The 15,184-nt window shown below is 62.1% G+C and carries 14 protein-coding genes; 11 read left to right on the forward strand and 3 right to left on the reverse strand.

Annotation, left to right across the window (positions count from 1 at the left end):
- Positions 1–6 precede the first annotated feature (6 nt).
- Together DBV08_RS13525 and DBV08_RS13530 are read right to left on the reverse strand one after the other, a co-directional pair.
- Positions 7–888, reverse strand: coding sequence for an acyl-CoA thioesterase II (locus tag DBV08_RS13525; protein ID WP_095968614.1), 882 nt, complete (start codon positions 886–888; stop codon positions 7–9).
- Positions 889–898: 10 nt separating this feature from the next.
- Positions 899–2,260: an MFS transporter gene (locus tag DBV08_RS13530; protein WP_397487370.1), complete on the reverse strand. Its 1,362-nt coding sequence runs from the start codon at positions 2,258–2,260 to the stop codon at positions 899–901.
- 296 nt (positions 2,261–2,556) lie between these two features.
- Between DBV08_RS13530 and DBV08_RS13535 the strand changes: the two genes are divergently transcribed.
- The 11 genes from DBV08_RS13535 to DBV08_RS13585 all read left to right on the forward strand — a co-directional run bounded on the left by DBV08_RS13535 (position 2,557) and on the right by DBV08_RS13585 (position 14,432).
- Positions 2,557–3,723, forward strand: coding sequence for a thiolase family protein (locus tag DBV08_RS13535; protein ID WP_124567730.1), 1,167 nt, complete (start codon positions 2,557–2,559; stop codon positions 3,721–3,723).
- A gap of 37 nt (positions 3,724–3,760) precedes the next feature.
- Complete coding sequence (locus DBV08_RS13540) at positions 3,761–5,293, forward strand: long-chain fatty acid--CoA ligase (protein WP_124567731.1); 1,533 nt, start codon at positions 3,761–3,763, stop codon at positions 5,291–5,293.
- A 164-nt stretch (positions 5,294–5,457) separates the two neighbouring features.
- The gene (locus tag DBV08_RS13545) at positions 5,458–5,910 is read left to right on the forward strand and encodes a MaoC family dehydratase N-terminal domain-containing protein (protein WP_124567732.1); all 453 of its coding nucleotides are present in this window, start codon (positions 5,458–5,460) and stop codon (positions 5,908–5,910) included.
- A 37-nt stretch (positions 5,911–5,947) separates the two neighbouring features.
- Positions 5,948–6,751, forward strand: a complete 804-nt coding sequence (locus DBV08_RS13550; protein ID WP_124567733.1) for an SDR family NAD(P)-dependent oxidoreductase — start codon at positions 5,948–5,950, stop codon at positions 6,749–6,751.
- A 30-nt stretch (positions 6,752–6,781) separates the two neighbouring features.
- A complete protein-coding gene (locus tag DBV08_RS13555; RefSeq protein ID WP_260395566.1) occupies positions 6,782–7,909 on the forward strand; it encodes a CaiB/BaiF CoA-transferase family protein in 1,128 nt (375 codons plus the stop codon).
- 19 nt (positions 7,910–7,928) lie between these two features.
- Positions 7,929–8,732, forward strand: coding sequence for an SDR family NAD(P)-dependent oxidoreductase (locus tag DBV08_RS13560; RefSeq protein WP_095968607.1), 804 nt, complete (start codon positions 7,929–7,931; stop codon positions 8,730–8,732).
- A gap of 30 nt (positions 8,733–8,762) precedes the next feature.
- Positions 8,763–9,950 carry a lipid-transfer protein gene (locus tag DBV08_RS13565; RefSeq protein WP_124567735.1) on the forward strand — a complete coding sequence of 396 codons (1,188 nt, stop codon included), beginning with the start codon at positions 8,763–8,765 and terminating at the stop codon, positions 9,948–9,950.
- A gap of 1 nt (position 9,951) precedes the next feature.
- Entirely contained in the window at positions 9,952–10,332 is a 381-nt protein-coding gene (locus DBV08_RS13570; RefSeq protein WP_095968605.1) for a MaoC/PaaZ C-terminal domain-containing protein, read from the forward strand.
- A gap of 24 nt (positions 10,333–10,356) precedes the next feature.
- Positions 10,357–11,514: an acyl-CoA dehydrogenase family protein gene (locus tag DBV08_RS13575; protein WP_124567736.1), complete on the forward strand. Its 1,158-nt coding sequence runs from the start codon at positions 10,357–10,359 to the stop codon at positions 11,512–11,514.
- A gap of 49 nt (positions 11,515–11,563) precedes the next feature.
- Positions 11,564–12,730, forward strand: a complete 1,167-nt coding sequence (locus tag DBV08_RS13580; protein WP_095968603.1) for a thiolase family protein — start codon at positions 11,564–11,566, stop codon at positions 12,728–12,730.
- A gap of 1 nt (position 12,731) precedes the next feature.
- A complete protein-coding gene (locus tag DBV08_RS13585; protein WP_124567737.1) occupies positions 12,732–14,432 on the forward strand; it encodes a class I adenylate-forming enzyme family protein in 1,701 nt (566 codons plus the stop codon).
- 83 nt (positions 14,433–14,515) lie between these two features.
- Here the strand turns inward: DBV08_RS13585 and DBV08_RS13590 are convergent, their stop codons facing one another.
- Positions 14,516–15,163, reverse strand: coding sequence for a GntR family transcriptional regulator (locus DBV08_RS13590; protein ID WP_124567738.1), 648 nt, complete (start codon positions 15,161–15,163; stop codon positions 14,516–14,518).
- Positions 15,164–15,184 lie beyond the last annotated feature (21 nt).

Raw genomic sequence — 15,184 nt, forward strand, 5'->3', positions numbered from 1 at the left:
AATCTTCTAGTCGATCCGGCGGACCAACGACTCTTGGACCACAGTGGCTACCAAATCTCCTTTCCTACTCCAGAAATGCCCACTCGAGAGACCGCGCCCGTCGCAGGACGACGGACTGGTTTGCGAGAACAGCATCCAGTCGTCCGCCCGGAACGGGCGGTGGAACCACACGGCGTGATCGAGGGAGGTCACGATCGCCCTGGATTCTCCTTTGAGCATCGAACGATGCGGCTGGATATCGAGTGACGCTGTCGACGCCAGTGTCATGTCGGAGCCGTACGTGAGCGCGCAGACGTGGAGCAATGGATTGTCCGGCAAGGCCTGAGCAGGTTTCAGCCACACTGTCTGCTCCGAAAGTCCCGGTACTGCACGGTAGTCCGATACCCGATCCTGCGGTACGAAGCGCAGTGACATCACCCGAACCGTAGTCGCGGCCTGATATTCCTCAGGTCGCTCTTTCGCCCAGTGCTCGTACGGATCCGGAAGGTCCTCGGGTGGTGGCACTTCAGGCATGACCAACTGTCGATCCGCACCGTCTTCGGACAACTTGAAGGAGGCCGACAACGTGAAGATCGGTTCTCCGCCTTGTCTCGCGGTGACCCGACGGGAACGATACGACCGCCCGTCTCGGAGTCGTTCCACCTCGTAGACGATCGGCTTGGTGGGATCGCCTGCACTGAGGAAGTAGCCGTGAAGAGAGTGCGCGAGATTTTCCGATGGAACGGAATTTCCCGCTGCGGTCAGAGCCTGGGCTGCCACCTGCCCACCGAACGCCCTCATCGGATGCCCGGCGTGACAGTATCCGCGAAACTCCTTGCTGCTCAGCTTTTCCAAGGTCAGCAAACTCTCGAAGTCAGGCGAAACATGATGATCGAGGATGGAGGTCATCGAAATCGGCCTATCGGGCAGCGACAACGGGAGCGTGGGGGCGCACCGAGTTCTTGTCACGGGCAGGATCGATGATGACGATGCCGATGACGGCCACGACGAGCGCTACCCCACCGAGGATCTGGAAGGCGGTCGCGTAGCCGTCGCCTCCGTCACCGGCCGCGTCGACGATGCGTCCCATCATGTACGGCGCGATGAACCCGCCGAACGCCATGAGCGACAGGAACACCCCGAGTACCCCGGAAATTTGCTTCGGCGGACACAATTCGCTGACACACGCATTGAGAAGCGGAAGTACCGGAGTACATATCGCGTAGCCCAACGACACCATGAACACAGCCATGACAGGCGCATCGACGAACGGCAGGAACACCAACAACGTGCCGCCGATCAGCATGCCGACCGCCGGAAAGACAACCCGAGCAGCACGCATACCGACGCCTCGGGTGATGAGCTTGTCGCTCAACCACGTGCTGCTCAACATGATCGCAAGACCGATGAGGCTGGGGATGGAGAACATCGATCCAGCCTGAAGTCGCGAATAACCAAGGCCCAGTTCGAAGTACGACGGCAACCAGGTGAGGACTACCGCTGCCAGTGCATAGGCGGCTGCAATGAGCAGAACACCGCCGATGAAGGTGCGGGTGCGGAAGATGTGCAACCAAGGCACGGCCGGCTCAGCGTCAGTCGCAGGTGCCGCAACCATTTTGGGGTTCGAGCCGTCAGGGCCCGAGTCGGCATCATCTGCCTTACCCGAGTTGGCAGCTCGTCCGTACGGACCCTCCTTCCACACCGCCAGCCACAGCACCGCCCACAAAAGCCCCGCGATCGCCAATGCGACCAGCGCAGAGCGCCAGCCCCAGGTGACCGCGACGTACGCGAGAATGGGCGCGATCGCAATCTTCGCGATCGACGCCGAGCAGGTCAGGACGGCTCCGGGCAAGCCGCGGCGCGCCGGCGCATGCCAGGAGTACGCAGCGGAAAACAGTAGCGGCGAGTTGGGACCTTCGGCGAAACCGAGAATCATCCGACTCACGAGCAGGGTCACGAAACTGGCTGAGAGCATGAGCGGCAGCATCGCCACGGACCACAGGACGACCAGCAGAACGAGCGCCCAGCGCAGTCCGAGCCACTTGTCGAGGGCACCGGAGAACAAACCACCGAGCGAGAGCATCAGAAAGAACGCACTTCCAGCCAGGCCGATGTCGGAAGCGGAGAGCCCCAATTCCTTGGCCAAGGGCTGGGCGATGATGCCGAGGACTGCTTTGTCGGCAAAGTTGATGACGTACATGGCGACCAGCACACTGGTCATTCCCCAGGCGACTGTCCTGGATTCGCCTGCTTCTCCGAGCTTGGCCCGAGGCCGACTCACCTGCTGTTCGAGTACCACTAAATCTCCTTGGACTGGTAAGGGAAGATTCGCCACGACTTCGCCTTTGGCGCTGACATTCCCAATCTGGTGATGGGGGTCACATCGTGGACTGGGCAGAATTCAATCACTAAAAGAGCTTCCTAGCAAGGAATTCGCCGGATAATGTGAATTTGCCATAACTTGAAGCACGGTCGAGATCAATCTAGATACAAACCGCGAAACAAGTTATCGTCTGTTCACTTAACTGTTTGTCTACGAAGAGCCGACCCCTCAGGTCGTCAACGAAGGAGCCCGCCATGAACGACGCCGTCATCGTCGACGCAGTTCGCACCCCGATCGGAAAGCGGAACGGAGGACTGTCCGGGGTCCACCCGGTCGACCTGTCCGCCCACGTTCTTCGCGCCCTCACCGAACGCAACGACCTCGATCCGAGCACGGTCGACGACGTTTTGTGGGGTTGCGTCAGCCAGGTCGGTGAGCAGGCCGGCGGCGTCGGCCGATACGCCGTGCTCGCCGCAGGTTGGCCCGAGTCGGTCACCGGTGTGACCGTGGATCGGGCATGCGGGTCCTCGCAGCAGTCCTTGCATTTCGCCGCGGCCGGAATCATCAGCGGCCACTACGACATCGCGGTCGCCGGTGGCGTCGAGAGCATGAGCCGCGTCCCCATCGGCTCCGCGCGCAGCGCCACGCAATTCGGCAAGCCGTTCGGCCCGTTGGTCCGGCAGCGATACAACGGCGTGGAGTTCAACCAGGGCGTGGGCGCGGAAATGATCGCCGAGAACTTCGGACTGACCCGAACGCAGCTGGATCAGCACGCTCTCGACTCTCACGAGCGAGCAGCCGCGGCCATCGACGCGGGTGCATTCGCGAGTCAGATCAGCCCCGTGAAGACGACGGCAGAAGACGGAACCGTGTCCATCGTCGACACCGACGAGGGAGTCCGTCGCGGGTCGACTCTCGGGCGGTTGGCCGCGCTGCCTACCCCGTTCAAGGACGACGGGCGTATCACGGCTGCCAACTCATCACAGATCTCCGACGGCGCTGCTGCACTACTGGTCACCAGCAGCGAATTGGCGGCTCGCCGAGGGTGGAAGCCCATCGCCAGGGTCCACACCGTGGCATTGGCAGGCGTCGACCCGATCACCATGGCCACCGGTCCCATTCCGGCCACCGCCAAGGCCCTCGAGCGTTCGGGACTGTCGCTGTCCGACATCGGGGCATTCGAGATCAACGAGGCTTTCGCTTCGGTCACTCTGGCTTGGCTGCAGGCGACCGGCGCCGATTATGCCAAGCTCAACCCTCTCGGCGGCGCGATGGCGCTCGGTCATCCGCTCGGCGGTTCGGGCGCACGTCTGACGACGACCCTCGTACACCACATGCGCGACAACGGCATTCGGTACGGATTGCAGTCGATGTGCGAGGCTGGCGGTCAGGCCAATGCCATGATCCTGGAACTGATCTGAATCAGGCCACGCGCCACGGACTCCTTGGAGGAAGCACATGCAACTGACTCAATTCATTCACCGATCCATGCGAGCGGCCCCGGAAACCCCGATGACGGTGTTCGGAGATCGAGTCCGGAGCTGCCGGGAATCGGTCGAACGAATCACGAAACTGGCGGGCGGATTGCAGGCGATGGGCCTGCAACCCGGTGATCGCGTCGCGATACTGGCATTGAATTCGGACTGGTATCACGAGGCACTCCTCGCCTGTTGGTGGTCGGGAGCGGTGGCCAGTCCCGTCAATACTCGTTGGAGCCCAGCGGAAATCACGTATGCGCTCGAGGATTCCGGCTCGACCTTCCTACTGGTCGACGACAACTTCGCTTCCACCGTGGGCGTCCTCCGCGAATCGTGCCCGAGTCTGGCGACCGTGATCTACTGCGACGACGGACAGGCTCCCGAGGGAATGCTCGACTACGAACGGGTGATCTCGGAATCGGTGGCCGTCGCCGATCTACGCGTCGGCGGCGACACCCTCGCGCTGCTGCTGTACACCGGTGGTACGACGGGCGTACCGAAGGGTGTGATGGTCAGCCATCGATCGCTGATCACTTCGGCCTTGGGCACACTCGCCGCAGGAAATGTCGCCGTCAGCGGCGGAGTGAACCTCGCTGTCAATCCTCTGTTCCACATCGCGGGGATAGTCGGGTGGCTGGCCCAGTCGCTGATGGGCGGCACTCAGGTCTTCCTGTCGAGATTCAATCCCGGCGTATTCCTCGAGGCGGTCGACCGACATCGGCCGACAACCGTCGGCCTGGTCCCGACGATGCTTCAGATGCTGATCTCGCACGAGGACACGGCTTCCTACGATCTGACCAGTGTTCGAGTCCTGAGGTATGGGGCCTCTCCCATTTCTCCGACGCTTCTGGGGCAAGTCATGCAGATGTTCCCCAACAGTGCCTTCGCGCAGGGCTACGGGATGACGGAAACCGCCCACATCAGTGTTCTCAGCCCTGCCGATCATCTGGAAGGCGGCGAGTTGCTCCGTAGCGCCGGTCGCATTCTCCCGCACTGCGAGGTCCGGATCGTCGATCCGGCCGGCATGGAACTGCCTCCGGGTGAAGTAGGTGAAATCGTCACGTTCGGCAGCCACATCATGCTCGGGTACTGGAACAAACCGATCGAGACCGCCGAGGTACTACGTGACGGATGGATGCACACGGGTGATGCGGGATACCTCGACGAGCGCGGTTACCTGTTCATCGTCGATCGAATCAAGGACATGATCGTCACCGGAGGCGAGAACGTCTATTCCACCGAGGTCGAAAACGCCTTGGCTCGCCACGAATCCGTGGCAGCGTGCTCTGTCATCGGCCTTCCCGATTCCCAGTGGGGCGAACGCGTACATGCCGTGGTTGTTCTTCGAGCGGATTCGAGCATCGACGCCGACGCCTTGCGCGCGCACGTGAAGACACTCATCGCCGGGTACAAGGTTCCTCGCTCCTTCCAGTTCGTCGATGCGTTGCCGGTCAACGGCGCCGGAAAGGTGCTCAAACGCGATCTGCGTGCCCTGGCCGCCGCGTCTGAGTAGTCAGCCTCCCCCACCGAACTCGGGAATCAACCATCACTTGCATCAGGTCCTGAAATTCCTTGACAACTGCAGCTATCTGAGTCAAAGTGAATACACGCTAACCGCGATTCGAAGATCACTCATCAGCTGGCGGACACTTTCGCCCAGATTCCGAGGAGTTTGTCATGACCAGCCTCGACGCCGGAGTCATCGGCACCCGAATTCCCGAGCACTCGGTGGAGGTCGAGCGTGGGCGACTCGCCTTCTTCGCCCGCGCCACCGGACAGGACGATCCGATCTACACCGACCGGAGCGCCGCCGAGCAGGCCGGACACCGCGACATCCCCGTCCCACCGACATTCCTGTTCTGCCTCGACATGGAGCGGCCGAATCCGTCCACGTTCTACGCGGATCTCGGAATCGACATCAGGACGATCCTGCACGGCGAGCAGGAGTTCACCTACCTCCAGACCGCGTACGCAGGTGACACTCTCCAATTCTCCACAGCGGTCACGGATTGCTACGCGAAAAAGGCTGGTGCACTGCAGTTCCTGGTCCGCACCACCGAGGTGACCCGCGAGGGTGAAGCGATTGCAACCCTCCGCTCCACCACGGTCATCCGTGATCCTCGAGCTTGAAAACACTCATTCCACCTAGACTGCAAGGACATCGAACATGGGCACTCTCGACGGCAAGGTCGCCATCGTCTCCGGTTCCGGCCGCGGGATCGGCCGCGACATCGCACTCCGCCTCGCTTCCGAAGGCGCATCCGTGGTGGTCAACGACCTCGATCCCGAACCGGCACACGAAACGGTCGAAGACATCAAGGCTGCAGGCGGGCACGCAATCGCCTGTGTCGGATCCGTGACGGACACCGATTTCGCGGAGCGTTTCGTCGGTACCGCGATCGATGCGTTCGACGGGCTCGACATCATCGTCAACAACGCCGGATTCACCTGGGACACCGTCATCCAGAAGATGACCGACGAGCAGTGGGACACCATTCTCGACGTCCATCTGAAGGCACCGTTCCGCATTCTTCGGGCCGCACAGCCCTACATCAAGGCCAACCCCACCACCTACCACCGCAAGGTCGTCAACGTCTCTTCGGTGGCCGGCCTCTACGGAAACCCCGGACAGTCAAACTACGCAGCCGCAAAGGCTGGAATCGTCGGACTGACAAAGACTCTCGCCAAGGAGTGGGGACGCTACAAGGTCAATGTCAATGCGGTTGCCTACGGGTTCATCCTCACCCGAATGACCGAAGCGGTTGCCGGCGACGATTCGTTCGTCGAGATCGGCGGCCGCAAGATCAAGGCCGGTGTCAGCACCGCTGTCATGGAACGAGTCAAGACGTCCAACCCACTCGGTCGCCCGGGTACTCCCGCCGAGGCTGCCGGAGCAGTGTACGTGCTCTGCACGCAGGACACCGACTACGTCAGCGGGCAGTGCCTGACCGTCGATGCGGGCTCGCGCTAGTCTCCCTACCAGCGAAAGATGTCTATTTCCATGACGACTGACGCCAGTCCCAATGGTCCACTCGCGGGCCTTCGTATTGTCGAGCTCGGTGGTATCGGACCTGGCCCGTTCTGCGGAATGCTACTAGCCGATCAAGGCGCCGACGTGATTCGGATCGACCGAAGCACCGAGGTCGGAAACCAGTCCGGACATCCTGTCCTGCATCGTAACCGGCGTTCAGTAGCACTGGATCTCAAGGATCCGCACGACGTCGACACCGTCTTGAAGATCATCGACACCGCCGACGCGGTCATCGAGGGCTTCAGGCCGGGAGTCACCGAGCGTCTGGGGCTCGGCCCGGACACCTGCCTGTCCAGGAACCCGAAGCTCGTGTACGGCCGGATGACCGGGTGGGGCCAGGATGGGCCGTTGGCGCAGGAACCCGGCCACGACCTCAACTACATTGCCCTGACCGGCGCACTCGGAGCCATGGGAGCCCCGGGGGAGGTCCCTCCGGTTCCTCTGAATCTGGTCGGAGACATGGGCGGTGGCGGAATGTTGCTGGCACTCGGCATCACAACCGCAATGCTCCGGGCACGAATCGACGGCCGCGGACAAGTGGTCGACGCGGCGATGACCGACGGCACCGCCGTCCAGTTGGCATTGATCCACGGACTACTCGCGCGAGATCGCTGGGTGGACGAGCGCGCATCCAACATGTTCGACGGCGGCGCTCCCTTCTACCGGAACTATCGTTGCGCCGACGGCGGATTCATGGCTGTTGGTTGCGTGGAGCCGCAGTTCTACACCGCGACCATGAGAGTGCTCGGCCTGACCGAAGATCCACTGTTCGCACAGCAACACAACAGAGACGCGTGGACGGCGATGGCCGACCGACTTGCCGAATTGTTCGCGACCCGTACCCGCGACGAATGGGACGCTGCATTCGACATGCAGGGCGCCTGCGTCTCCCCGGTATTGAAATTCGACGAAGCAGCGGCACACCCGCACAACGCCTTCCGTGCGACGTTCGGCAAGTTCGGCAACGGGCACATCCAACCGAATCCAGCTCCGCGTTACTCCGATACACCGGCCGATGACCCGCGTCCCGCACCCGTCATCGGTCAACACACCGACGAAGTGCTCGCCGAAATCGGCGTAGTCACCGCCGCACGCTGAAACCGAAAAGGATCGCATCATGGGAACACTCGACGGCAAGGTTGCCATCGTCTCGGGCTCGGGCCGCGGCATCGGCCGCGAAATCGCACTCAAGCTCGCCTCCGAAGGAGCCTCGGTAGTGGTCAACGACCTCGATCCCGAGCCCGCCGCTCAGACTGAGCACGACATCAAAGCCGCAGGTGGACAGGCAGTCTCGTGCGTCGGTTCCGTTGCCGAGGACGGATTTGCCGAACGCTTCGTGGACACCGCCGTCGAATCATTCGGTGGACTCGACGTCATCGTCAACAACGCGGGATACACCTGGGACAGTGTGATCCAGAAGATGACCGACGAGCAATGGGACACCATCCTCGACGTCAACCTCAAGGCGCCGTTCCGGATCCTGCGTGCCGCTCAGCCGTTCGTCAAAGCCAATCCCACCGACTACCACCGCAAGGTCGTCAACATCTCGTCCACCTCGGGTGTCTTCGGCAATGCAGGACAATCCAATTACGGCAGCGCGAAAGCCGGCATCGTCGGTCTCACCAAAACGCTGGCCAAGGAGTGGGGCCGTTACAAGGTCAACGTCAACGCGGTCGCCTTCGGCTTCGTCGTGACCCGAATGACCGAGGTGACAGCCGATTCCGACACCAAGATCACGATCGACGGCCGCGACATTCGTGTCGGAGTCAATCCCGACCGCATGGCAGCCATGGCAACCACCATCCCCTTCGGCCGAGGAGCAACTCCGGTGGAAGCCGCAGGCGCCGTGTACCTGCTCTGCATACCGGAGTCCGACTACGTCAACAGCCAATGCCTGGTTGTCGACGGCGGACGAGTCTGACACCGCTCCCCTCGATCATTCGGAGAAACGATGAGCCGTAAGGCATTTGTAGTCGGGGTCGGCATGATCCCGTTCACCAAACCAGGTAAGAGTGACGACTACGACGTCATGGGTGCAAGAGCGGCCACCGCAGCGTTGAGGGACGCGGACCTCGAGTACTCGAAGGTTCAGCAGGCCTACGTCGGGTATGTGTACGGCGATTCCACCAGTGGCCAGCGAGCGCTGTACAACCTCGGCGAGACCGGCATTCCGGTGGTCAACGTCAACAACAACTGCGCCACCGGTTCGACTGCGCTCTGGCTGGCTCGACAGGCAGTCGAGAGCGGCGCGGTGGAATGTGCTCTGGCGCTCGGCTTCGAGCAGATGCAGCCCGGAGCCCTCAAGGGTGCCTGGACTGACCGCCCGCGGCCGCTCGGTCGCTTCGACGAGGTTCTCGAGGCTGCCGCCGGGATCGACGCATCAGTTCCGCGGGCTGCGCAGTACTTCGGTGTAGCGGGTATGGAATACATGGAGAAGTTCGGCATGAAGGCCGAAACGTTCGCCAAGGTTCAGGTCAAGGCACGCAAGCACTCGGCCGGCAACCCGTACTCGGTGTTCCGCACACAACTCACCGAAGACGAAGTGATGGCAGCGCCGACACTCTTCGGACCCGTCACGCGGTATCAGGCCTGCCCACCCACGTGTGGCGCCGCGGCAGCGATCATCTGCACCGAAGAATTCGCCCGCGCCAACGGACTTCGCACAGACGTCGCGATCAAAGCCCAGTCGATGACGTCGGATCTGCCCAGCACCTTCAACGAAGGAAGCATGATCAAGGCTGTCGGCTACGACGTCACCGCTTCGGCGGCTCACAACGTCTACGAGGCCTCGGGCGTCGACCCCCGCGACATCAGGGTCGTCGAACTTCACGACTGCTTCACGGTGAACGAGGTGCTCTGCTACGAGGCTCTCGGGCTCGTGGAAGAGGGCGGCGCCGAGCAGTTCATCCTGAACGGCGACAACACCTACGGCGGACGAGTGGTGGTCAACCCGTCCGGCGGCCTTCTGTCCAAGGGCCACCCACTCGGCGCCACCGGCCTCGCCCAATGTGCGGAGTTGGTATGGCAGCTTCGTGGCGACGCCGGCCCACGTCAGGTGGACGGTGCAACCCTCGCTCTGCAGCACAACCTCGGCCTCGGCGGTGCCGGAGTCGTCACCCTCTACGAAAAGGTGAGCTGAGATGAATACCGGAGACACCTTGGACCTGACGGTCCCGAAGATCACTCGCACCACACTTGCTCTGTACGCCGGGGCTTCGGGTGACCACAATCCCGTTCACATCGACACGGATGCCTGTGCAGCAGTTGGTATTCCCGACGTCTTCGCCCACGGCATGTTGTCCATGGCTTACCTCGGACGACTTCTCACCGATCGCTACGAGCAGGATCGCATCCATTCCTTCTCCGTCCGGTTTTCTGCAATCACCCCGGTGAACTCGACGCCGCAGTGCACCGGCACGGTCGTCAAGGTCGAAGACGGCCTCGGTCACCTCGATCTCACCATGACGCTGCCCGACGGCACCGTGACACTGCGCGGTTCCGCAGTCGTCGCGGTCAACTAACCCTCCACGAGAAAGCAGAACGAGATGAAGCGCAACCTCTTCACCCAAGAGCACGAGGATTTCCGCGAAACGATCCGCACGTTCATCGCCAAGGAGGTCACTCCGAACTACGCAGACTGGGAACGTGACAACCGCGTCCCACGTGAGTTGTTCAACAAGCTCGGCGATCTCGGTGTCATGGGTTTCGACATCCCCGAGGAGTACGGCGGAACCGGCACGATCAGCTACAAGTTTCAGGCGGTGATGGACGAGGAAACCTCGCGCGCGGCGGTGAGCTTCGGCCATTACACGGTCAGTACCGGAATCGTCCTGCCGTACCTCCTGCGTCTGGCGAACGAAGAACAGAAGCAGCGCTGGCTCCCGTCGATCGCTACCGGTGAGAAGACGCTGTGCATCGCCATGACCGAACCCGGCACCGGTTCCGATCTGGCCGGCATCCGCACCACGGCCAAGCTCTCCGACGACGGCACGCACTACGTACTCAACGGAGCGAAGACCTTCATCACCGGAGCGGTGAATTCCGAACTGTGCGTGGTGGTTGCACGCACGTCCGCGCCCGCAGAGGACGATCGACGCTTCGGGCTGAGCCTGATGGTGGTTCCCACCGATGCGCCGGGATTCGAATACGGTCGCAAGCTCGAGAAGCTCGGCCTCCGCGCCAGTGACACCAGCGAACTTTCGTTCACCGACGTCAAGGTTCCGGTTGCCGATCTCCTCGGCGAGCAGGACAAGGGCTTCTCGTATCTGGGGCAGAACCTGCCGCGCGAGCGCCTCTCGATCGGTAGTCGCGGCGTGGCATCTGCCCGGGCTGCAATCGAATTCGCAAAGGCCTATGTCCAGGAACGTCAGGTGTTCGGCAAGCCCGTCGCGGCGTTCCAGAACACCAAGTTCGTTCTCGCCGAGTGCTCTGCCGAGGTCGAGGCCGCGCAGGCACTCGCCGATCGCGGCATCGAACTCGACGATTCGGGCGAACTCACCGCCGCGGACGCCGCGCGCATCAAGCTGTTCGGGACCGAGGTAGCCGCGCGCGTCATCGACAAGTGCCTGCAATTGCATGGCGGCTACGGCTACATGCTCGAGTACCCGATCGCCCGCCTGTACGCGGACACTCGTGTGAGCCGCATCTACGGCGGTACGAGCGAAGTCATGAAGACGATCATCGCCAAGGACATGGGTCTGTAGAGACCAGAGCTAGATCTTCCCAGTCACACGAACGATCGAAGGAGTTCCCATGCGTGACGCAGTCATCGTCGACGCCGTCCGGACCGCAGTCGGTAAACGAAACGGTGCACTTTCCCGAATGCATGCAGTCTCGCTGTCTGCACATGTTCTCGAGTCCTTGGCCGATCGCGTAGATCTCGATCCGGCGCTCGTGGACGACGTGATCTGGGGCTGTGTCGGCACGCTCGGGATGCAGTCCGGTTGCATCGCCCGGTCTTCGGTCCTGGCGGCCGGTTGGCCCGAACATGTACCCGGGGTTACCGTCGATCGCCAGTGCGGATCGTCTCAGCAGGCCGTTCATCAGGCGGCCGCTGGCGTGATCTCCGGCCAGTACGACGTCGCAATCGCGGGCGGCGTCGAAATGATGAGCGCTGTACCGATGGGCTCCGCGCGTGCGGACGCGCGTTTCGGTGAGCCGCACGGGCCACTTGTGTGGGAGCGCTACAACGGCATTCGTTTCAACCAGGGTGTGGGCGCCCAGTTGATTGCCGAAAAGTACGGCATCTCGCGAGCCGAACTGGATCAGCACGCACTGGATTCGCACGAGCGCGCCGCCGCCGCCGTCGACGAAGGTCGCTTCAAGGATCAGATCACTGCTGTGACGGTGATCGATGCCGACGGCCGCAGCAGTGTCTTCGAGAAGGACGAGGGTGTGCGCCGCGGTGGCACCCTCGAAAAGCTCGGATCGCTCAAACCTGCGTTTTCCGAGGATGGTTCGATCACCGCTGGTAATTCGTCGCAGATCTCCGACGGTTCGGGCGCGCTGCTCGTGACCACGAGCGAGTTCGCGAAGTCTCAGGGTTGGACGCCCATCGCGCGTATTCACACCGCGGTGGTCACCGGAACGGATCCGGTCACCATGCTCGAGGGTCCGATTCCGGCTACGGCGAAAGCTCTTGCAAAGTCCGGTCTCTCGATCGGTGACATCGGCGCATTCGAGATCAACGAGGCTTTTGCCTCGGTGTCGCTCGCGTGGCTCCGTGAGACCGGCGCCGACTACGAACGCATGAACCCAAACGGTGGCGCGATGGCACTGGGCCATCCGATCGGCGGTTCTGGCGCACGTCTGATGACCACTCTGGTACATCACATGCGAGAGAACGGCATCCGCTACGGATTGCAGTCCATGTGTGAAGGCGGCGGAATGGCCAATGCCACGATTCTCGAGCTGATCTGAGATGACGGCTACAGAGATCCAGAGCCCTGACATGAGTTCGAGTTGGCCAATCGGGCTGCCCCGCAGCTTGGACTATCCCGACTGTGGTGCCGATGCGATCCTGGCGGGAGCGGCCCGCTCGTACCCGGACCGCCTCGCGCTCGTCGACGGCGACACGTCGCTGACCTTCTCGCAATTGCATGATCAAGCGCTGCGCGTAGCGCAGGGTCTGCGGGAGCGCGGTGTCCAGCCGGGTGATGCAGTGGGACTGCACATGCCGAATTCTATCTGGTTCATTGTCGCGTACTACGGCACACTGTGCGCCGGAGCAGCAGTGGCTCCGATAAATCCGGCGCAGCCTGTGGCCGAATTGAAGCGCCAATTCGACGACGTCGACGCCAAGGTCGTGTTCACCCATCCGTCCTGTGCTGCAACGGCAATCGAGGTCAACTCACAGTCCACACCGCCTCGCATCCTGGTACTGGTTCCGGGAGCCGACGCGCAGTCCGGCCATTGCGGAGGTCTCACCTCCATCACGGACCTCGCCTCGTCGAAACCACTGGCCGACTACCGGGTGGATCCCGAACTTGTTGCTCACCTGCAATTGACCGGCGGCACAACCGGAAAGTCCAAGGCCGTACGAGTACTCCATCGGAATCTCGTGGCCAACGTGCTCCAATCCGCCTGTTGGCGCTCCGGTCATCGGACCGAACTCGTCGACGGTGCACTTCTCGTCCGACCGATCGACGGGGCAGTGACGCGTTACTCCATCGTTCCGGGTGAGGGTGCGTCGATCTCGATCGCACCTCTGTTCCACGGTCTCGGTCTGGTCAGCCACAACTTCACCACCTTGCTCGGCGGCACAGTGGTACTCGGGACGCGCTTCGATCCGGACCGATTTCTCGCCGACGTCGACAGGTATCAGGTGACGTACATCGGCGGGTCTCCCACCATGTACTACGCATTGCTACGCGCACGGACTCTGCGTGAGCACGATCTGGGTTCGGTTCGGATTCTCGGATCCGGAGCGGCCCCACTCGACACCACAGCGATCCGCACATTGCGCGAGGTCTTTCCGAACGCGCTCGTCACCGAAGGCTACGGACTCAGCGAAGCAACAATGGGGCTGACGATGGGTTCTCCGTGCGAAGAACGCCCTACCCCGTTGGGGAGCGTCGGGCTCCCCTTCCCCGACACCGAGATTCAGATCCGCGACGAAGTCACCGAGGCTGTCCTGGCGACGGGCGAGACCGGACAGATCTGGGCCCGCGGGCCACAGATCACCGACGGATACCACAACGAACCCGAACTCAGTGCCGGTCAGTTCATCGACGGTTGGCTTCATACCGGGGACATGGGTTGGCGTGACGAGCAGGGCAATCTGTTCATCGGTGGCAGATCCAAGGACTTGATCATCTACAAGGGGTACAACGTCTACCCGCAACCGCTCGAAGAGTTGGTGTGCACCCACCCCGACGTACTGCAGGCGGCCGTGGTCGGCGCGCCCGACCAACTGGCCGGGGAGATTCCGGTGGCCTTCGTCGTGGTCGACCCGGAGTCGGTCGATCGCATCGAGCAGATTGCGACCGAGATCATGGATCACGTTGCCACGCAGGTTGCTCCGTACCAGAAGATACGCGAGGTGTATGTACTCGACGAGTTGCCGTCGACGCAGACCGGGAAGATCCGTAAGAACGAACTTCGCGACAGTCTGGCGCCCTGAGCGTTCGGCCGTCCAACGAATACCGATGCGCGGTATCCGAGAATTCCACGGATACCGCGCATCTGTCCGCTCCTCGTCAACGCTCAGCGAGGTCGACCACCGCCGAGCCTTCGCACGACCAGATCTTCGGTAGCAGATCGGTGTTCGTCGCTGGCCCGGATCAGTTCGGCCGAATCCTGATCGCGAACGGCCTTGAGAATCCGGCCGTGGTCCTCGGAAACCTTCCGACGCGACGACGGTTCGTGGATGTACAGGGCACGATAGAAGTCCGACATGTACCAGAGCCGATCCACTTCCTGCAGCACACGCTTCAGGGGCGAGTACGAGAACAAGCGGAAGTGGAACTGACGGTTGGCTTCCTGAAACTCGGGGCCCTCCTCGCTCGGTTCGGCCTGGTCGACCTGCTCCTGAATTCGTTCCAACTCGGCGACGTCGACGCCACCGAGATCGATCGACGCCAGGATCTCCGTTTCGAGCAGACGTCGCATCAAGTAGAGCTCGGAAAGATCTTCACTGCTGAATCTGGTGACGGTGTACCCGGTGTTCGACTTGTGTTCGAGGACGCCCTCTGCCTGCAAGGTCGACAGTGCCTCACGGACCGGAATTCGGCTGACGTTCAACCGCTCGGCGAGCTCGCTTTGGTGGACTTTCTGTCCAGGCAGCAGCTCGCCCGAGACGATCATCTGCCTGATCTGTTGCAGGCAGCGTTGTGCACCGGTTGGTTCCTTCACAGTGGACACGATAGTGGTCGC

The organism is Rhodococcus sp. KBW08 (assembly GCF_003852455.1).
GTDB classification, from domain to species: Bacteria; Actinomycetota; Actinomycetes; order Mycobacteriales; family Mycobacteriaceae; genus Rhodococcus_F; species Rhodococcus_F baikonurensis.